The sequence below is a fragment of the Nostoc sp. genome (assembly GCF_036917815.1).
GTDB lineage: Bacteria > Cyanobacteriota > Cyanobacteriia > Cyanobacteriales > Nostocaceae > Nostoc.
This window is the reverse complement of record NZ_JBALEK010000086.1, coordinates 76242-96420: the sequence shown is the minus strand read 5'-3', so window position 1 is coordinate 96420 and position 20179 is coordinate 76242. Positions and strand designations below refer to the sequence as shown.

At 41.5% G+C, this 20179-nt stretch carries 19 protein-coding genes and 1 pseudogene; 6 read left to right on the top strand and 14 right to left on the bottom strand.

Annotated features, from left to right (window positions below; translation table 11 throughout):
* Window positions 1–555 precede the first annotated feature (555 nt).
* From V7K97_RS25875 to V7K97_RS25865, 3 genes are all read right to left on the bottom strand, one after another.
* On the bottom strand, window positions 556–1149 hold the full coding sequence (locus V7K97_RS25875; RefSeq protein WP_334803843.1) for a tetratricopeptide repeat protein: 594 nt from the start codon (window positions 1147–1149) through the stop codon (window positions 556–558).
* A 231-nt stretch (window positions 1150–1380) separates the two neighbouring features.
* Complete coding sequence (locus V7K97_RS25870) at window positions 1381–2175, bottom strand: Tab2/Atab2 family RNA-binding protein (RefSeq protein ID WP_334803842.1); 795 nt, start codon at window positions 2173–2175, stop codon at window positions 1381–1383.
* A 286-nt stretch (window positions 2176–2461) separates the two neighbouring features.
* Complete coding sequence (locus V7K97_RS25865; protein ID WP_334803841.1) at window positions 2462–3262, bottom strand: ice-binding family protein; 801 nt, start codon at window positions 3260–3262, stop codon at window positions 2462–2464.
* Window positions 3263–3417: 155 nt separating this feature from the next.
* Here V7K97_RS25865 and V7K97_RS32170 point away from each other — a divergent pair.
* Window positions 3418–3495, top strand: a pseudogene (locus tag V7K97_RS32170) (ribbon-helix-helix domain-containing protein); the annotation flags it as partial.
* Between the two features lie 275 nt (window positions 3496–3770).
* Here the strand turns inward: V7K97_RS32170 and V7K97_RS25860 are convergent.
* From V7K97_RS25860 to V7K97_RS25820, 9 genes are all read right to left on the bottom strand, one after another.
* The gene (locus V7K97_RS25860) at window positions 3771–4040 is read right to left on the bottom strand and encodes a YciI family protein (protein ID WP_334803840.1); all 270 of its coding nucleotides are present in this window, start codon (window positions 4038–4040) and stop codon (window positions 3771–3773) included.
* 360 nt (window positions 4041–4400) lie between these two features.
* The gene (locus V7K97_RS25855) at window positions 4401–4973 is read right to left on the bottom strand and encodes a hypothetical protein (RefSeq protein WP_334803839.1); all 573 of its coding nucleotides are present in this window, start codon (window positions 4971–4973) and stop codon (window positions 4401–4403) included.
* 33 nt (window positions 4974–5006) lie between these two features.
* Window positions 5007–5525, bottom strand: a complete 519-nt coding sequence (locus tag V7K97_RS25850; protein ID WP_334803838.1) for an ATP-binding protein — start codon at window positions 5523–5525, stop codon at window positions 5007–5009.
* Window positions 5518–5919, bottom strand: a complete 402-nt coding sequence (locus tag V7K97_RS25845) for a WD40 repeat domain-containing protein (RefSeq protein ID WP_334803837.1) — start codon at window positions 5917–5919, stop codon at window positions 5518–5520. Before V7K97_RS25845 ends, V7K97_RS25850 begins: the two co-directional genes overlap by 8 nt.
* Window positions 5920–6047: 128 nt before the next feature.
* Window positions 6048–6698, bottom strand: coding sequence for a WD40 repeat domain-containing protein (locus V7K97_RS25840; RefSeq protein WP_334803836.1), 651 nt, complete (start codon window positions 6696–6698; stop codon window positions 6048–6050).
* The gene (locus tag V7K97_RS25835) at window positions 6682–7260 is read right to left on the bottom strand and encodes a hypothetical protein (protein WP_334803835.1); all 579 of its coding nucleotides are present in this window, start codon (window positions 7258–7260) and stop codon (window positions 6682–6684) included. Before V7K97_RS25835 ends, V7K97_RS25840 begins: the two co-directional genes overlap by 17 nt.
* A 469-nt stretch (window positions 7261–7729) precedes the next feature.
* Complete coding sequence (gene pheT / locus V7K97_RS25830) at window positions 7730–10180, bottom strand: phenylalanine--tRNA ligase subunit beta (RefSeq protein ID WP_334803834.1); 2451 nt, start codon at window positions 10178–10180, stop codon at window positions 7730–7732.
* A 331-nt stretch (window positions 10181–10511) separates the two neighbouring features.
* Window positions 10512–10988 (bottom strand): HNH endonuclease, encoded by a 477-nt coding sequence (locus V7K97_RS25825; protein ID WP_334803833.1) that lies wholly within the window; start codon window positions 10986–10988, stop codon window positions 10512–10514.
* Window positions 10946–11380, bottom strand: coding sequence for a hypothetical protein (locus V7K97_RS25820; RefSeq protein WP_334803832.1), 435 nt, complete (start codon window positions 11378–11380; stop codon window positions 10946–10948). Before V7K97_RS25820 ends, V7K97_RS25825 begins: the two co-directional genes overlap by 43 nt.
* 372 nt (window positions 11381–11752) lie before the next feature.
* Here V7K97_RS25820 and V7K97_RS25815 point away from each other — a divergent pair, with 372 nt between their 5' ends.
* The gene (locus V7K97_RS25815; protein WP_334803831.1) at window positions 11753–12379 is read left to right on the top strand and encodes a Uma2 family endonuclease; all 627 of its coding nucleotides are present in this window, start codon (window positions 11753–11755) and stop codon (window positions 12377–12379) included.
* Window positions 12380–12416: 37 nt separating this feature from the next.
* Here V7K97_RS25815 and V7K97_RS25810 read toward each other — a convergent pair whose 3' ends face one another.
* Both V7K97_RS25810 and V7K97_RS25805 read right to left on the bottom strand, forming a co-directional pair.
* The gene (locus tag V7K97_RS25810) at window positions 12417–12779 is read right to left on the bottom strand and encodes a response regulator transcription factor (RefSeq protein WP_334803830.1); all 363 of its coding nucleotides are present in this window, start codon (window positions 12777–12779) and stop codon (window positions 12417–12419) included.
* A gap of 47 nt (window positions 12780–12826) precedes the next feature.
* Entirely contained in the window at window positions 12827–14299 is a 1473-nt protein-coding gene (locus V7K97_RS25805; RefSeq protein WP_334803829.1) for a response regulator, read from the bottom strand.
* A gap of 752 nt (window positions 14300–15051) precedes the next feature.
* Between V7K97_RS25805 and V7K97_RS25800 the strand changes: the two genes are divergently transcribed.
* The 4 genes from V7K97_RS25800 to rfbF all read left to right on the top strand — a co-directional run bounded on the left by V7K97_RS25800 (window position 15052) and on the right by rfbF (window position 20101).
* A complete protein-coding gene (locus tag V7K97_RS25800; RefSeq protein WP_334803828.1) occupies window positions 15052–15726 on the top strand; it encodes a vWA domain-containing protein in 675 nt (224 codons plus the stop codon).
* 49 nt (window positions 15727–15775) lie between these two features.
* Window positions 15776–16558, top strand: coding sequence for a PP2C family serine/threonine-protein phosphatase (locus V7K97_RS25795; protein WP_334803827.1), 783 nt, complete (start codon window positions 15776–15778; stop codon window positions 16556–16558).
* A gap of 56 nt (window positions 16559–16614) precedes the next feature.
* On the top strand, window positions 16615–18783 hold the full coding sequence (locus V7K97_RS25790; protein WP_334803826.1) for a tetratricopeptide repeat protein: 2169 nt from the start codon (window positions 16615–16617) through the stop codon (window positions 18781–18783).
* A 544-nt stretch (window positions 18784–19327) separates the two neighbouring features.
* Complete coding sequence (gene rfbF / locus V7K97_RS25785) at window positions 19328–20101, top strand: glucose-1-phosphate cytidylyltransferase (RefSeq protein WP_334803825.1); 774 nt, start codon at window positions 19328–19330, stop codon at window positions 20099–20101.
* Window positions 20102–20179 lie beyond the last annotated feature (78 nt).

The following is a 20179-nucleotide window of genomic DNA, read 5'->3' as shown; positions in this document are numbered from 1 at the left end:
CTGTGAACGGTTACGACTAAGAGGTTGTTGAAAAAATTGTTAGCTGTGATTTTAGGCACTTCTTGATCCCACCTAACCCCTGACTTTTCACGGGATCTGGAAAACCTCTCTCTAAATCTCTCTCCTACAAGGAGGAGCCACTGCGTTGGGCGGCTAGCCGACTTGAAGCACGTGGCGTCAGAGACTTTGAATCTTCCCCCTTCCCTTGTAGGGAAACAGGGTGGTTTCATACAACCAGAGAAAAAGTTTCAAAGCCTCTCCCACTGTGGGGGAGAGGTTTGGAGAGGGGTCAAAATCTATGGTTTTAGATGAGAAATTAAGGCTTATGTATTTTTCTTTTTTCGTATGAAACCACCCTGCCCCTTCCCTTGTAGGGAAGGGGGTTAGGGGGTTAGGTTAATCGTTAGAGCTTTTCCACATGACGTGAAAAGTCAGCACCTAACCCCCCAAAAAAAGGGGGGAACCGGAATTAACAGTAAACCAATTTATCGGGGGATTTAGGGGGATCTAAAACGTTTTGCTATCAACAACAGGACTTTTTAAACAACCTCTAAATTAATATTCTGGATAAGTATCCAGCAGGTGCTGAAATACTTCTAAAGCTTGCAGATAAAGCGGCTCGGCTTGATCATGGTGTCCTTGAGAATCATAAAGTGACGCTAGGTTGTTCAGGCTGGTGACGACAGAAGGATGTTCTTCTCCCAGCAGCCGTTTTCTCTCTCCTAAAGCTTCCACTAACAACTCTTCGGCTTGGTCATAGCGTCCTTGATAATAATAGAGTCCTGCTAGCTTCATCAGGCTGGTGGGGACAAAAGGATGTTCTTCTCCCAGCAGCCGTTTTCTCTGTCCTAAAGCTTCCACTAACAACTCTTCGCCTTGGTCATGGTCATAGCATCCTTGATAATAGTAGAGTCCTGCTAGCTTCTTCAAGGTCCTGGCGACAGAAAAATGTTTTTCTTTCAGCAGCAGTTTTCTCTCTTCTAAAGCTTCCACTAACAACTCTTCGGCTTGGTCATAGCGTCCTTGATAATAGTAAAGTCCTGCTAGGATTTTCAAGCTAGTCGCAACAGAAGAATGTTCTTCTCCCAGCACCCATTTTCTTTGTCCTGAAGCTTGCAGATACAGCACTTTGCGGTTCAGCTTGTTCATAGCGTCCTTGATAATAGTAGAGTTCTGCTAGCTGGCATCAGTGCTCAACCTGTACTTATACAGCATTACAGATATCTGCTTGATATTAAGTCTTGCCAAGGTTTGAGATGTATAATCTGAAGTCTATAAAGTTTGAGTTTATTATAAGTATTTACAAACTTTACATACCTTCGCTTTATTTACCGAAAAAATAGGCTATAAGAAACGGAACAATATTTTTGGCAATTAATATCAATCTTCTGTCTGCAATAACCAAAAGCCGCTATAAGTCATCCCAGAATCATCGGGTTGCACTAACAAAAAATGCAATCCTCGGCAATGCTTTTTGCGTTGTTGAAATGCTTGGGCTGCTGTTGTAACTTCTGGATCTTCAAATGTGGCAACAATCCACCTATCGACTAAACCAGCTTCTAATATTAAGCCATCTGGTGCGCCAGAAATGTAGTTCAAGCTTACGAGACGGGCTTGCTGTAACCACCGTGCTAGGCGCATTGATTGCCGTCCACCATAAATTACCACACCAGGGACGGGTACTGTTGATGCTAAACCCAAATTGATCGGTTTGAGATGTTCTGGGATGTGCAAAATGGGAATGGGGCGATCGCTAAATCTCGTTTCGACATCACTAGCAGCTAGAGTCGCAAAACGCCATTGTTCTCCCCAGAGGTTTTCTGATAATGGTGCTGGGGGCGGTTTATCCAGGGTTGAGGGATATTGCTTTTCTTGTAACCACTGCTTCAATGCCAAAGTGTGGCGGGTAGGTTCGACATTAATACCTAAATTGCGTCCAGCCGCCTCAATTAAACTGAGTGACTGAGGACGAAATACCTGAATTACATCCGGCAATTTTTCACCAGATGCTAACTCAAGTTGAGTAGCAACCCAATTAGAATTTGCTGCTGACTGGAGACAGGTAGCTTCATACTCAAAGCTGCGAGTTGCGTCACAAATCAACAACTCCCATAAAATTTGTCCAGATGCATCTGGCAACGGACGACGATAAAAATCAGCCTGCCAAATTTTCATAAGTGGGGAGTGGGGCATTCGTGAGAGATTAAGATAAAATGCCTTTTATCAGTTAAAATACTCAAAACAGTCTTAATAAGAATGATAATCGGCTATGGGGAGAGGGGGATGAGGCGACCGACGTTCGCCTTATCCCCCTCTATTTAATTATTATTATTATGCTTTTGGTAAAATACTGGTAACATTTTAAACAGATAAGTCTGATTAACAATTCGGGGCCTATCTTTTTCTACCATAGATTGCTACACTCTTTGCCAATCAAGTATTTCAAAAAACTATTTGCAACCTACCACCCTTTTCTAAATCTTTTGCTGAAGGTGAATAACAGACCCGCCAGCCCGGAGCCGATAACACCAAGTGATGAGTCAGGTTCTGGAACCTCTGCTACTTCCTGTGGCTTTGGCTTCGTATAGCAGGTATTGGAAACCTTGTTGGTATCCATCGTCACGGCACCATTTTGCGCCAAGGCTCTACCGCACTCAATGTTTACGCCAGTAGTCAGGGTGATGCTCGTGAGCGCTAGAATATTTCCCATGAACTGAGTGCCAGTACCGAGAGTCGCGGAGCTGCCGATCTGGAAAAACACATTGGGAGCTTCACCGTTGGTTGTGACAACAGACGAGTTGCTTGCGGTGGTGAGCGTGCTGGCTATCTGGAAAACGAAGAGCGCATTGGGGTCGCCTAGATTGTCGAGTGTGAGTTTTCCTGTCAACTGAGCCGATGAGCTAAAAGAATAGACGCCAGGTGTGAGCGTGAGTCCACCCAGATCCACACCAGTCAACTCCTTAGTGGGACTCAATTTTGCTAAATAATTGTACGCACTTGCGTTATCCAGCTGAGCCTGAGCCGCAACTGCATCAGACGTGAATATCGTTCCGTTCACGATCCCTGGAGAAAAGCCAGTGGCTGAAGAACCTGCGTTGACACCCAGAGATTGCATGATGACGGAGGGTCCTGTATTAGTCACCGTCGAGCCACCCAAGACCCCGAAGTCATTCGCCGTTCCCAGCAGAGAAGCGGCTTTTGCTGGAGCTTGAAAACTGGAGAATGCCACGATTCCCAAGAGTATCGCGTACTTGTAGTTCATTTTGAACATTTAAATTGTTACGTGTTATCACGTATTAGTAGACTGTCTTAACAGATACAAGTGTACCCGATCTCAAAGAAAAAAATTGTGTTTTATTTAACCTTTACGCAATCTTTAGGGTTGTATAAAGGCGCGATAAATTTGCACTTGACAAAGACCGAAGTAGTCAAGCATTGCTGGCAGAAGCTTTAAATAATTTATTTGAAAAATATGACAGGAGTCCGATTGCTTAAGCTTGTACGAAAAATTAAATAGATTTTTATGCAGTATTAGTTGACTTGGGAGACGTGGTAGCTGATCTGACTTTTCACGGGATCTGGAAAACCTCTCTCTAAATCTCTCTCCTACAAGGAGAGAGACTTTGAATTTTCCCCCTGGTAGGGAAAAGGGGGTTAGTTTTTTTGTGGCTTTTCCACATAACGTGAAAAGTCAGGGTAGCTGATGAATTAGCTTTACCATTTGACAAAAGTCCATTTCCCTTAACCTGTCAAGAATGCCCCATACCAATTTAAAAAGCCTGAATCCATTCTTTGACAGAATATTCAGTCCAGATGCCATTTTTCCAGTACGGGTCATTTTCAATCAACTGACGCACAGTGGCTTCGTCTTCGGCTTCGTAAATTCCAAAAACTTTTGTGACATCCTTGGTGGGGCCAATAGTAATCAACACACCGGATTCTTTCTGTTTTGCTAATCCGTCTAAATGAGCTTGACGGTGGGGGGTGCGTTTTTCGAGAACGTCTTCGCAGTAAGTTCCCCAGAGTACATATTTAGCCATAATTACTTGTTACTCCTGCTGGTTAATAAGATATTGCTTTGCCAAAAGCTTGAGTCGATCTCCTTCTAAGATGAGATTTTTTCAAATAAACCCTCAAATGCTTTCACCCTCAATTTTCTCTATAAAAGGGTTAGTACTATGCCCATGCGTATCAACTTAGAGCAATGGCGGTTAGAAACCGCGTCTACACAAACAAAGTCCACCTCCGTGGACTAATACAAAATCAAGGATTCTTAACCCACGGAGGCGGTCACTGAGCTTGTCGAAGTGTGGGTTTTGCCTGTGTAGACGAGCCAGCGCTGTGCGGGGGTTCTCCCCGTTGAGGCTGACTGCCGTGCGGTTTCTAACCCCCCTTTTAACTCAAAAGTTAGGCTCAATTTGTTGCCTCAACCAATCACGAAAACTAGGATGATAAATACTATAATGGATTTCTGGTGCTATTGATTCTAAATGTAAAAACTCTCGCCACTTGTCTAAAATTACCTTTATTTCATATTCATCTGCATCTAATCTTTCTGCGACCGCTTCTATTGATATTGGTTGCTCTTGAACTAAGATATTTAACACCTGTAAAGCCATCGGTTGCTGTTTACTGGTTGCTAAATTCATCTTTTCTAAGTGATCTTGGTAATAGAGTTGTAAATTTGGGGGGTAAATATCCTCATTAATAGCTGTTAAAATTTCTTTAACATACATAAAATTGGTTTCATCATCAAAACCTTGTGTCATGTTGAGCGAAACATCTCCGGTATTCTTCTGTTTGCTAAGGCTACGCACCCTGTGGGAAGCCGCAGAAGCTTCTACAGAATGACATGATTCATTTAAATAAGTTTTAATATATTCCTGGATATCAGCGCGATTTTGTTCAGGGTAGTTTGATAAATCTAGAGATTGGGCTGGAGTTTCAATTAATAAACCTGATTTATCTGCCAAAAAATGACGATGACTAAGGATAAAATAAACTTTTTAGGGTAGATAACGGGGTAAATAGAATATATTTGAGCCGCGTGGTTGATTGTTGATATCAATCCTATCGCAGCCATCTATAGTAATAATTAAACGTTGCCCTGGATGCAATCTATTGCTGATTTGTTGCAGTAACAACGATAAAAAACCACTGTCTTCTGTGGTAGAATCAGGAAAGTTAGCGGTGAGATTTTTACTACCTTGATGTTGGGCGATTTCTATTAATTGAGTGCAAATCGTCGTCAGAAATTCCTCAACGCGATTTTTACCTGGGATTTCGACATTGTAATAGACAACTCCCGGATTATGGCTGACATAATCGGCAAGAATGGCACTTTTACCAATACCAGGTTCGCCGATAATAGTAAAGTAGCCCCAGTCAGATTGATTGAGAAAGTTGTTGATAGCAGAAAAGACAAATTCACGACCGACAAAGTTTTGATTTTTAGCGTTGATGATTTGCTGAAATTCTGGGGGATATCTGGGGATATTGATTGTATTTGGAGTAATGTTATTCATTTTCTGAACCCCCTTCTAAACGGAGAAAATGAACCCGCCCTGAACTTTCACCTGCTGCAATTGTCAATCCATCTGGGGAAACAGCACAGCAATATATATAACTTTCACCTGTAAAAGTAGAGATTTCCTTTGCTGTGTGTAAATCCCACAATTTCAGGGTGTGGTCAGCAGAAGCAGAAACGGCTTTTTGCCCATCTGGGGTGATCGCTACTCCTCTTACCCAGTGATTATGACCAGTTAGGGTAGAGATTTCTGTTGCTGTCTCTAAATCCCACAGTTTTAAGGTCTTGTCATCTGAAGCAGAAACGGCTTTTTGCCCATCTGGGGCGATCGCTACTGCATTTACCGAGTTGTCATGACCTCTCAGGGTAGAGATTTCCTTCCCAGTCTCCAAATCCCACAGTTTCAGGGTGTTGTCACTAGAAGCAGAAACTGCTGTTTGGCCATCTGGGGTAATGACTACTGCATTTACCGAGTTGTCATGACCTCTCGCAGAAACTGCTGTTTGACTATCTGGGGTAATTAGGACTTACGCACAGGTAACGGAAAACGAACCACAGAGGACACAGAGGTCACGGAGGAATGAGAGTTTAAGAGGGTTTTTGCGTAAGTCCTAGTAATGACTACTGCATTTACCGAGTCTTTATGACCTCTCAAGGTAGAGATTTCCCTTTTCGTCTCCAAATCCCACAGTTTCAAAGTCCACAGTTCCAAGCTATTAGAAACAGAAATTGCTGTTTGACCATTTGGAGTAATGACTACTGCATTTACTGAGTCGTTATGACCTCTCAGGGTAGAGATTTCCTTTCCTGTCTCCAAATCCCACAGTTTCAGGGTGTTGTCACTAGAAGCAGAAACCGCTGTTTGACCATCTGGAGTAATGACTACTGTATTTACCGAGTCTTTATGACCTCTCAGGGTAGAGATTTCCTTTCCAGTCTCCAAATCCCACAGTTTCAGGGTGTTGTCAACAGAAGCAGAAACTGCTGTTTGACCATCTGGGGCGATCGCTACTGCATTTACCGAGTCGTTATGACCAGTTAGAATACGCACTAGGTTTCCACCCGGAGAAGTTAAACTGGCTGTGATCGGTTGAAGTCGAGGAATTTCACTTTTACTTTGTACTGCATCTGCCAATATTTTCTGAATTTCTGGCTCAGGAAAACTCTGCAATCTTCCCCATAATTGTCCTACTAATTGATTTGGGTCTTGATTCAAAACATGGGCTGATAACTGTAGGGTACAAGGCTTTAAATTCTTTGGGATAAACATCTAAATTCCAATCTGGGTAAGGCTGATATCGTGATGCTTTCGTTTGTTTAGCAACTACAATAAACACTTCCCCGAATTCTTCTAATTCACCCAAAAAGTTAATTTTAGCATTGATTATCTGGGTTTTTAGTTCGCTATTTTGATGAAGAAATTTTTTGGTATTTTCTACGAACTTAGAGGGAGTATTATTACTATAAGCATCCCAAAAATAATCTTTAATTACTTTCTCTTTAAACAGGTTTAAAATTGCTTCTGGCTTAAATACACCATACCTTACCAGAGCGTAAACATAAACAGTATCAACATCATCAGGAATTTGGGTACTATTGAGTTTTAATTCCTGTAAAACTTTGATGATAGCTTCGTTTTTTTGAGCTTGTTTAATGATTATTTGACTAGCTTGAGGAGCATATTTTTTAATTATGGGAGTAATTACTGAAGTAATGGCGGCAAATTCTATCATCGTTAATTACCGAAAATTTACTTTTTTATGTGTGAGATTATACCAAACTATATAGTAAATACTGTTGAGTAATATTATAGATGTAACACTACTTTATACAAGCAACTGGGATTAGTATTATTAGAGGTTGTTTGAAAAGGGTTTCGCTGTGACTTTAGGCACTTTTAGATCCCCCCTAACCCCCCTTAAAAAGGGGGGAACCGGAATCAAAGTCTCCCAATTTATCGGGAGATTTAGAGGGATCTAAAACTTTTGATACCAACAAGAGGACTTTTCAAACAACCTCTTAGATGCGATCGCTCCACCTGATGTATAATTTCATCAAGTTATAGCAACCGCCAAGTTACTCGTAATAAAAGAACCCCACCCCCAACCCCTCCCCGCAAGCGAGGAGGGGAGCTAAAGCGCACCTTTGGCGGGGTGGGGTTCTTGGGGTTTAATAAGTAATCAAGCGGACATGATATAACTTCTAACTTCTCAGGTTAACGCCGAATTTTTCCACCAAGGCTTCGCGGACTTTGTTGTGTACTGGTTCGACTTCCGCTTCAGTAAGGGTGCGATCGCTAGCCCGATAAACTAGACGGAATGCCAAACTCCTCTGTCCTTCGGGGACGTTTTCGCCCCGATATTCATCAAATAATTCCACCGATTCGAGCAAATCTTTAGCCGCTTTGGTAATTACTTTTTCAATTTCGGTAACTGAGATTTTCACGGGTGCGAAAAAGGCAATGTCGCGATCGCTAGGTGGATAGGTAGAATAGGGCTGGAATGTTGGCACAAGAACTTCATCTTCTCCCAGAGACTCTAAAAGCACATCTAGATCCAACTGAAAAACATAAACGGAATCTGGTAAGCCTTTTTCTCGTCGCAATTGGGGATGGAGTTGTCCAAAAATCCCCAGCCTGTTACCCCGAATCCACAGAGAAGCGGTGCGTCCTGGATGTAAGCGATCGTCGCGGCGATCGGGTTGAAATTCCACTTCCAAGGCAAGTTGCCGAAATACACTTTCTAAAATGCCTTTAGCTTCAAACCAGGTGATGGGTTCTTCGCGTCCACTTTTTGACCATTTACCAACGGAAATATCGCCTCCCACAATCCCAGCTAGGGCTTCGGTTTCTTGCAAACCGTCTTCTTCTCGCCAGAAAATCTGCCCAATTTCAAAGCCGTTAAGGGCACCATTACCCTGCTCTAAATTGTATTGAAAGGCATCAATTAACCCAGATATCAAATCGGTTCGCAGCGCTGAATATTCGGCAAATAATGGGTTTGACAGTACTATATTTCTGTCTTCTCCTGGTTTGACTAAAGAATAGTGAATTAATTCTGTCAACCCTTCAGCCCGGAAGAAAGCTCGTAATTTGCGAATTAGTTCTTCATCTAAAGGCAAATAACCAGCTTCAGCTTTTTCTGGTAAAGTATCACAGAATTTGTTGTAGCCATAAAGACGAGCAATTTCTTCAATTAAATCAATTTCCCGCTCTAAGTCTCGGTAACGATAGGGTGGGACAGAAACAGACCATGTAGCTTGATGGCTGTTATCTTCTCCTGAAGGAGTTAATTTACATCCCAATGCAGTTAGGATGCGCTCAACATCTTGTTCTTGGAGTTCACCTGCGTCCTCTTCCAATTCGATTGGCCCGAGTATTTGATTAACTCGATCTAAACGCAGGGCGATAGAACGACTCCAGGTAGAAGGATCGGGGCGGGTGTCGGCAATTTCCTGTTGCACAAGAATTCCACTCGCTAATTCGCTAATTAAGGATAAGGCGCGGCGATTAGCTATTTCCAACTCAGCCCGGTTAACTCCCCGTTCATATCTGCCAGAAGCCTCACTTCTTAACCCAACACTGCGGGAAGAACGGCGAATTGCTACGGAATCAAATAAAGCTGCTTCTAAAACTAAGCTTTGAGTCCCTTCATGGACTTCTGTTTCTTGTCCACCCATGACTCCCGCCAGTGCAACGGGTCTGTCGTTAGCGGTAATTAATAAATTTTGGGTTGATAGGGTGCGAGTTTGTCCATCCAGGGTTTTGAGGGATTCTCCAGCAGTGGCGAAGCGAACGCCAATGGTTAAATTTTCGCTACTTGCCACAGATTCTAGGCGATCGCAGTCAAAGGCGTGTAGTGGTTGTCCCCATTCCAACAAAACGTAATTAGTAATATCCACCACATTACTGATGGGACGTACCCCAGCCGCCCGCAAACGCTGTTGCAGCCATTCGGGAGACGGAGCAATTTTCACCTGTTCAATTACTGTACCGATGTATGCAGGACAAGCTTGGCTATCGGCAATTTTTAAAGCTAAATTTCCGGCACTTTTGGTAATAGAAACTTCACCCGGTTCAGGAATGCTCAACTTTCCACCGGTCAAAGCTGCGACTTCCCTGGCTACGCCTACCATACTCAAAGCATCAGCGCGATTGGCAGTTGCGGTGAGGTCTAAAATTACATCATCTAAACCCAACAACGGACGCACATCACTACCCAATGGTAAATTTTCCTGGGTAAAAATATGAATTCCATCGACATCAGTGGGCAAACCGAGTTCTTTTAAAGAACAAATCATGCCCTGAGATGGGACACCACGGAGTTTTGCAGGTTTAATTTTTAAATCGATGTTGGGTAAGTAAGTACCCGTAGTTGCCACTGGTACATAGATATCTGCCTTCACATTGGCAGCGCCACAGACAATATTTAAAGTTTCACCTGCACCGATATCTACTTGGCAAACACTCAATTTATCGGCATTGGGATGGGGTTGACGCTCAAGCACTTTCCCGATCACCACGCCATTTGCCCAAGTGCGGCGGTCTTCAATGTCTTCAACCTCAAACCCCGCCATTGTCAGGGTTTCGGCTAATTCTTCTGGACTAAGTTTTATCTCTACTAGTTCGCGCAGCCAATTTAGAGAAATACGCATGGAGTGTGCTTGTTTTAGGAATCGTCTTTTGTTCTCATTTTAGGGTGCCTACTAGCGATCGATGGCTATTCGTCCCGCAAGGCGTACCCTTTTACTTGAACAATCCTACTACGTTAGACTAGCAGAACAATCTTTGATGCTAATTTTTTCTTGGCGTTTTGTCGTAAGGGCACAACAATGTTGTGCCCCTACCTGTGTACCTCATTTACCTGAAAAACGCTGTATGTGTACGAGTAAGTAACCTACTACAAACAAAACCAGATACGACAGGCGATTTACAAGATCGTACAATTGCTGTACCAGAATTGTGAGGTGGCTGAAGGGTTTTGTGTCAGCATTTTTGCAGAAATAAATTATAATGTTTTTCCAAAGCAGCTGGGTCTGGTTGTGCGATTTTTTCTTTTGGTAAAGACACACTTTGACCCATATATTCTATGTAGGAAGTTGCCTGCAATTCAGAAGAAATGACAATTTTATGTGTCTTAGGATGGATAGATAGCAAATGTAAATCAAAAAGAGTATGTATATCTGCTCTTAATAGTAAACCATTAGCTATGTGATTAGTTTCAGTACCCTTATATGGAATGATATGTGCTGCTTCGAGAGCAGCTTCAGCATTACATCCCGTTATTGGACATTGATAATTATAGGCTTTTAACAGTTGACGACGAAACTCTGCTTGCCCTTGTCGCTGGACAATAGAAGTAGTTACTCGCCGCCTTGCGTCTTCAATATTTTTAGCATTGAAATAACCTTCAGCTTCAACTATTTGACGCTGCTCAGATAGTGCAGGCTGTTCTTTCCCCAATATTGATGAAGCAAAGCAGATTTAAAGGAAAGTGGATAAGCTTCTTTAACGAGAAACTCAGAAACTTCCTCCAAATTATCAGATAGTGAAAGTTCAAAAAAGTAAGGAAAATTTCTCTCCCAAGCGTTATTAATTTTGGTTCGTTTCTGGAGATTTATGGTAAGCGGAACTTGATGTAATTCTGAATCAGGTTCTGCACGAAAATAAATTCTTACATTTGGGCTATTTTTTCGATGGTACAGGAATACAAACCGATTACCTGTTTGATGAAAGATTGCACAAGTATTCTTTGCTTCTTTGCGCTCAATATCCAAAATTTGCTTTTGCATTATGCTAAGGAGTGCATCACAGGTTATTTGTGACTCAATATGACTATCTTCGTGGTTTGTCACGATTTACCTACATACTTAAATTGTGGCACTTCAATTATCTTGCTTTATTTTGAGATCGCCAAGATACAGCAATGACTGTGGTGTTGTTTCCCACAAATAACCGTCAAGTACTGTTTCAACTAAAAAACGACGATGATTTATACCCATGTACTCAGGGTTATTTCATTCTAAAATCTGACATTTTATGTATTTACGAGAATACGTCATTTTAGGCTTCAGGGATTATATCTCACGATGGCTGGAAATACCTAAATTCGTTGGTTAAATCTAGAATGAAATAGCCCTGCCCATGTACTTAACCGTGGTGGAAAAGCTGTCCGTCATCTCCTAGATTAGAGATAATATTTCCAAAGCAGTAATTTTCTATCATCTATGACTCAAGCCATACCCAAGCTAGTAACCTTTGAGGAATTTGTCGATCGCCTACCCGAAAATTCAGGTGTACGCTACGAACTACATAATGGGGAAATCGTTGAGATGGCACAACCAGTAGGGGAACACGAAGAAGTTAAAGGTTTTTTAGGTATTGAAATTCCTTTTGAAATCAAACGTCTAGGACTACCCTACATTGTCCCCAACCAAGTTATAGTTAGACCTCCTGAAAAAGATTCGGGTTACTTTCCAGATGTTTTGGTGCTAAATCGGGCAAATCTGGCAAATGAACCGTTGTGGAAAAAACAATCTACCCTGACTTTGGGTGCATCAATACCTCTAGTAATTGAGGTTGTATCAACCAACTGGCGGGACGATTACCACTTGAAATATGCTGACTATGAAGAGATGGGTATCCCGGAATACTGGATTGTCGATTATGCCGCCTTGGGTGGACGTAATTTTATTGGCAACCCCAAACAACCAACAATCTCTGTCTGTAACTTGGTTGATGGGGAATATCAAATCAGTAAATTTCGAGATAGCGATCGCCTTATCTCCCAAACTTTTCCCGAATTGAATCTCACCCCAAACCAGATTTTTGAAGCTGGTTTGGTTAATTCGTAGTTCCTAGTTCGTAATTTTCGACTGTCTCCTACTCCCCTCACTCTACAAGAGATTTGAGCGCATTTATTAATTGCTGTTTCGTAAAAGGCTTAGTTAAATAAACGTTTGCACCTTGTCGCATTCCCCAAATCCGGTCAATTGGCTGATTTTTAGAACTACAAATAATAATTGGTACTTTTTGAGTCGCTGGATTTCTTTTCAGTTGGCGACAAAATTCAAACCCGCTAATTTCTGGCATCACCACATCAGTAATGATTGCATCTGGCTGGTGATTTATTGCCTTACTCATGCCATCTTTAGCATCAGAAGCTTTAATTACTGTGTGTCCACTGTCTCTTAAAAAACAATTGATTAACTCCAACTGAGAAGGGGCATCTTCAACCACTAAAACTGTAGCCATATTGATTTATCCTCACTAGCTCAAAGTCGTTATATTTTACCGTTAATTTAAGCCAAATGCATGAAAACTATTTTTAGTAATTCCGTGCGGGTAAATGGTTTAGTCAGATATCCAGATGCCCCGACCAATTTCGCTTTAACTTTGTCTACAATTCCTTTACTCCCAGTGACAAAGATGATGGGAGTCTTTTGAAATATGGAATTATTTCGTATAATCCGGCACAACTCATAACCATCGATTCCTAGCATATTTAAATCCAACAAAATTAAGTCCGGTTTGTGCCTTATAATTGACAAAACGGCTTTTAGTGGGTCGTTGATAGTCACTACAGAAAAATTTTCATTTTCTAAGAAATAGCTAATTTCTTTGAGAATTGTGGGGCTATCATCTACAGAAACAATTTTGTGGACTTTTTGTACCGTTACAGTAGCAGCCGTTACGCTTTGGGAAGCAGAATTTATGTTATTTGATATTGTTGGTTCTTGAAAATTATCTTTTGGAGGAGTATAAATCTGTGGTAATCGCTGAACAGGTGCTATATTCTCTTCAGAAATATTTGGGTTTGAATCGACGGTGTTATTTAATTCTTTTTTGGTGTCAATTAACTCTGGAATCAATTTTGATAAAAGTGTAGGTGTAGCCCGCACTTCTCTACGAGACGCTGCGCGTAGCTTGCTTCCCCGTAGGGGTACGGCTGCGTTCAGTGACCACCGTAGACATTGCTCTTCAAAAATCTTTGGTAATTTATCATAAGGTGGATCGGGTTCATGCAAGATAATCCCCCCCTTAAGAATGTAAGGGTATAAATTGCTAGCCAGTTGGATTTCATCTTGATTCAAAATTGCAGCCAGATGACACAGGCTGAAACCTCTCATCCAGTTCGTTAAATCTGGCTGGAGGTTTGGTAAATATTGGTTATCAAATTTACTGTCAATCAACAGATATGGACGTTGATATGGAGAAGAAATTTGGGGAACAAAATCCTGCCAATTCCGTAATCTTACTTGGCAATCTTCTAAAATTTTTTCTACATTTAGCCTGCAAATTTTTGGCATTCTATCAAGTGGTTCTGTTAATTCATAAGTACCTTCTTTGATCAGCAAAAATGATTCCATCACCTCTTTAACTAATTCTTTAACCAGCACTGCTGCTTGTGTAGAATGTAGATGTTGTTGACTAACAAGCCAGGATATAGCCTGATACTCAGGAGGGTAGCTTCTCGAATTGCTGTCATCTTCGATTAAGTGACTATGTGAGTCCGGTTCAAACATCAGCCGTAGTTGAACACGAACCTCACTAGTAAGGAGTGGAATTTGATGGCTGAGGCGACGCAAATGCCGTTCTAGTCGATCAAAAGGTTCCACTGAATGGGTAGCATAAGTTATTTTGCCATGTTCTAGGTACATCGACCAAGAAACTGAGTTGCTCAATGCTTGTAAACAAGTACTGTCAGAGCAATTGGATAGCTGTCTTAACAAATTTAGAGGACGTAGTTTGGTGAATGCACCTGAGTTATTCATATTTTTTAAGTTTTTTACGGAATCAACAACCGAACATTAGTAGATTTAAAATATCAGCTATGAAGGTATTTTCTTCTTTATAATTTTTCTCTGGGAAAAAATTATTCCTTTTAAAATATGTATATATATTAAAAGTTGTAAGTTTTATAACTCATTCGTTACATTTGGCGCGTTCTACTTAATTTATCTCAAAAAATTAAGTAGGTGGGTATGAATAAAGGTAAATATTTATCATAGCTAGACGATCAGTAGATGTTGGTTACTTCTGGATTTTACTCCTACTGCCAACTCTTGACTGAAGACCTTAATCATGACGTTTATTTATGTCCACTCACTTGCAGACGCAAGTTTGATTAAAATCTCGCGCACTTACACTGGTATACTTCTAGAGCTAATGATCTTAATTATGGTTAATAAGTTTTCTATAAAGGAACGATTGTTCTACATAAAATCTTTAAAAATTTATCTAGGAAAGTTTACGTATTTATTGTACTGTAGTTTTAAGGGATATAAATTTTTGGTAGATACATTACAACAGGTAATACTGGGTTTTGATAAACTCTTTTTTGCTAAACTAAAGTGTACTCAAGTTCTTCTTAAATATATAGAGAACTTCATGAAAATAATTTGTTTAATAAAGATTAGAGCATCTACCACTAGATACTATATTCTGTAATCGCCGAGATTACGGGAATTATATACTGTGAGCAAAGGGAAATAAGGTTTTGGACTTTAACATAACACAAAAAGTTATGCACGATACATTAAGACTTGATGAAGTAGTAGAATTTGCCGAGAACCCAGAACCACGTTGTCCTTGTGTACTTTTACTAGACACATCTGGCTCGATGCAAGGAGATGCGATTGAGGCTTTAAATCAAGGTTTACTAAGCTTGAAGGATGAATTAGTCAAAAATCCATTAGCAGCAAGACGGGTGGAAGTGGCGATCGTCACTTTTGATAGTAATATCAATGTAGTACAAGACTTTGTGACTGCCGATCAATTCAATCCGCCGATTTTGACAGCACAGGGCTTGACTACGATGGGCGCAGGAATTCATAAAGCTTTGGACATAATTCAAGAGCGGAAATCTCAGTATCGTACCAATGGGATTGCTTACTATCGTCCTTGGGTATTTATGATTACCGATGGAGAACCGCAAGGCGAGTTAGAACATATTGTCGAGCAAGCAGCCCAGCGCCTACAGGGAGATGAAGCAAATAAACGCGTAGCATTTTTTACAGTCGGTGTAGAAAATGCGAATATGACGCTTTTAAATCAAATAGCTGTACGTACTCCCTTGAAGCTCAAAGGACTGAATTTCATTGAGATGTTTGTCTGGCTGTCAACTAGTATGTCAGCTGTTTCTCATTCGCAGATGGACGAACAGGTAGCATTACCGCCCATTGGTTGGGGGACTGTTTAATTAAAAATCGCAGCTTGATGTTTACACAGCTAGCTGCTGCAAAAAATCTATGAACATATCAAAACAGATTGCTCAATGGCGGATTGTGGCTGCGTCTGTATGTGGTACAAGTCACTTAAAAAATAAGCAGTTATGTCAGGATGCTCATCACTGGCAGATATTGTCAGATAATATTTTAGTGGCTGCCGCAGCAGATGGCGCGGGTTCTGCAAGTCTTGGGAAAGTGGGAGCGATGGTTGCTGTGGAGACAGCAATAGAAAACATTTCAACCATTGGGATAACTCGAAAAACTTTGAGTGATGATGCATTAGTGCGATCGCTCTTAAATGATGCCATACTAGCCGCCAAAAAAGCTGTGGAGGCTGAGGCGGCTACTTGTGACAAACAGCCTCAAGATTTAGCAACAACCTTAATTATGATGGTGGCCACACCAGAAGTTGTGGCTGTGGTACAGATAGGTGATGGTTTGGCAGTGGCAAAAGATAGCACGGGCAACCTCCTCGCACTGACTATGCCTGATAGCGGCGAATACATCAACGAAACCACTTTTTTAACTTCGCCTACTGCCTTAGATACAGCGCAGATGAGATTATGGCGCACAGACATAGTAAATGTTGGTATTATCACCGACGGACTACAAATGCTCGCCTTGAATATGGTTGTTGGCGAACCTCACAAACCCTTCTTTTTTCCACTGTTTGAATTTGTCGCCAATACCGAAGATAAAACAGAAGCAAAGGAGCAGTTGGTAAAATTTTTACGCTCAGAGCGGATTACGCAACGCACTGATGATGACTTAACACTCATTATAGCCGCATTCAACAACTCGTAAGCAATAAATCTACAGGTTTCACATCTCAAATAACTCCCGTTAGCGGTAATTTCATTATGCAGGTACTACGTTGTTTCCCTAGAAAAGAAATCCTCAGCCTCAATGTCAGTTTGGGGCGTGGCGGTGAAGCTTGCGTTTATGCAGTGCCATCCGATAGCAACTTGGTGGCGAAGATTTACCACAAGCCAACCACTGCCCATGCTGATAAACTCCAGGCAATGCTAGCCAACCCGCCAGAAAACCCTACAGCTAGTTTGGGGCATATCTCTATCGCCTGGCCAGAGGATTTATTACGGGCGGCAGATGGCAAAAATAGCGTCCTGGGCTTTTTGATGCCACGTATTCAGGGGATGCGTCCAATCATCGACTTTTACAATCCCAGAACCCGTCGCCAACACTGCCCCCTATTCAACTATCAGTACCTGCTCCGCACGGCTCGTAACCTGGCGGCGGCTTTTGCCGCTTTGCATGCTAGTGGATATTGTATTGGTGATGTGAACGAGTCAAATATCCTCGTCAGTGATACCGCACTGGTGACTTTAATAGACACAGACTCTTTCCAAGTACCCAGCCCAAACAACAATATCGTTTATCGCTGCCTAGTAGGTAAACCAGAGTTTACTCCCCCAGAACTACAGAATAAAACTTTTGCCCAGCACGATCGCGAAATCTCTCACGATTTATTTGGGTTAGCGGTGCTAATATTTCAACTCTTAATGGAAGGCACCCACCCATTTTCGGGGATTTTTCAAGGTTCTATTGAGCCACCACCTTACGAAGCACGCATTGTATCCGGTCATTTCACTTACAGCCAAAAGCGTTACGTACCTTACTTACCGACACCCATTGCACCCCCTTGGGAAATTCTCCATCCCAGCTTACAGGAACTATTTATCCGTTGTTTTGAAGAGGGTCACAACAACCCACGGCTGCGCCCCAATGCCCAAACTTGGCTCTCAGCAATAGCTGAAGCCGAAGATTCCCTGATTACCTGTACGACAAATCCCCAGCATCGCTACAACAACCATATACGTAGCTGTCCGTGGTGTGAACGTACCGTGCGATTAGGTGGACGCGACCCCTTTCCATCACATCGGGCTATTGAAGCTAGAGAACATCTACAACCACGAATCAAATCGAGAAAGCACTACACCCAGACACCGCGTTTTCCACAGCGAGCCATGTCGCAGCAGCTAGCTAATTATTGGCAGCCACTAATGACTCCCAGTGGTTCATATTATAAACCTTCCAAGAAGTCAAAATTGTACCCGATTCTTTTTTGCTTGTTGGGTTTTGGTTTATTGGGATATGCAGACGTAATGATTAAATTTACTCAGCCGTTAGTTTCCCAAAACGCTTACACCCAACAAACATTCAAGTCTCTTCAGACAAATGACAAAATCAGCTTCGCTGATTCCTATCAGCAAGGCTATACTGCTTACAAAGATCGAGACTATGACAAAGCAATCGTCAACTTCACCGAAGCAATTGAACAAGAACCCACACAAGCCAGAGCGATTGTAAATCGTGGCAATGCCCGCTATAACCTGAAAGACTACGAAGGAGCAGTTACAGATTATAGCCAAGCTCTGAAAATCCAGCCCAATCAAATCAAAGCTCTTGTGAATCGGGGTAATGCCCGCTATATGCTTGCTGAATATAGCAACGATCCTGATCATGAATATAACCTAGCGATCGCTGACTATAATCGAGCTATCGGTCTGGATAAGAATGAAGTTGAAGCTTATATCAGACGGGGGATTGTCCGCACCCAAATGGCTAAATATAGTGGTGAATCTCAACAAGCTTACAAAACAGCGATCGCAGATTTTAGTCAGGCCATAAAACTTAATATATCCCAAGCAGAAGCTTACTTTCAGAGGGGTGTTGTCTATTATCAAATTGCTCAATATAGCAGCAATTATGAGCAACAATATAATCTAGCGATCGCTGACTTTAACCAAGCATTAACCCTAAGCCCCAGACTAGCAAAAGCATATCTTAAACGAGGCATGGTTCGCTATGAGCTGGCGCAATATGGCGGTAGTGAATCTAACAAAAACCAGACGAAATCTGTCGAAGATATACAGGCATCTATCAAAATCTTTCTTGAGCAAGGTGATATGGATAATTATCAGCAAGCACTCAGTAACTTATGCGTAGTCGTAGAAAACAAATGTGACCCTTTATTCCAAGGCCCAATTGATGGGGAAAAAACTAACTAAAAAAATAATACTTACGCAAAACTATACGCGCTCTGGGGCAATTCATCAATTTCCCATAGCTGAAAATAAGTATTGTTTGCGTAAGTCCTGAATAAGTAAATTTTGTTACTACCATCAGATTGGTTTTGATTGAAAAAATCAAGCCTGACTAGGGTTAGCGGTCGCTAATCCTAGTTATTTTATTGTTGATATTTTTATTTAATTAAGTAATTTATTTTCCTGTTTATAGATATTCATAGAGCTTTTATATAGAAAAGATTTTAATTTATATTTCCTTTATAATTTTGCCGGAAATTACAGTTAGATTATTGACTGAGAAAAGAAAAACAGAAATCAATTTTTCTCTACCTAAGTGCATCCTCTTTATATCGATAAAGCTAAACAGCTTTGGATTTTAGATTTGCTTTCTTCTCTACGAGATGCTACGCGTTCCGAAGGAAAGGCGCTAACCTCTCCCTTTGCGAGAAGACTGCGCTGCTTCACCAAAATCTAAAATTGGCACACTCAAATAATCAATATCCCTACAAATCTCCGAGGTAATTGCATGAAAGCGGTGATTTTGGCTGGAGGTCTTGGTACACGCCTCAGTGAAGAAACTAGTATTAGACCAAAGCCGATGGTTGAAATTGGTGGTAAGCCAATTCTTTGGCACATAATGAAAACTTACTCTGCCCACGGCATTAATGACTTCATCATTTGTTGTGGTTACAAAGGTTACATAATTAAAGAGTATTTTGCTAACTACTTCTTGCACATGTCAGATGTAACCTTTGATATGCGATTCAACCAGATGAACGTGCATTCTGGATATGCTGAACCCTGGCGTGTCACCTTAGTAAATACGGGTGATAATACAATGACAGGCGGACGCTTAAAGCGAATCAGCGAACATCTTGGTAATGAGACTTTTTGCTTTACTTATGGTGATGGTGTAAGTAATATTAATATCACAGAGCTAGTTAACTTTCACAAACAACAAAATACCTTAGGAACACTCACAGCTGTTCAACCAGCCGGACGTTTTGGTGCCATTTCTTTAGGATATGAGCAAACCAAAATCACCAGCTTTCGGGAAAAACCTGAAGGTGATGGAGCTTGGATTAATGGCGGCTATTTTGTGTTAGAACCAGAAGTAATCAACTTAATTACTGATGACTCTACAGTGTGGGAGCAAGAGCCATTAGAAAAGCTAGCTGATATGCAACAGCTATCTGCTTTCAAACATGATGGATTTTGGCAACCGATGGATACTTTACGTGATAAAAACTATCTCGAAGGGCTGTGGAAAAACAATCAGGCTCCTTGGCAGGTGTGGTAAGGAGATGAGGGAGATGAGGGAGATGAGGGAGATGAGGGAGACAAGGGGAATAACCAATGCCCAACGCCCAACGCCCAA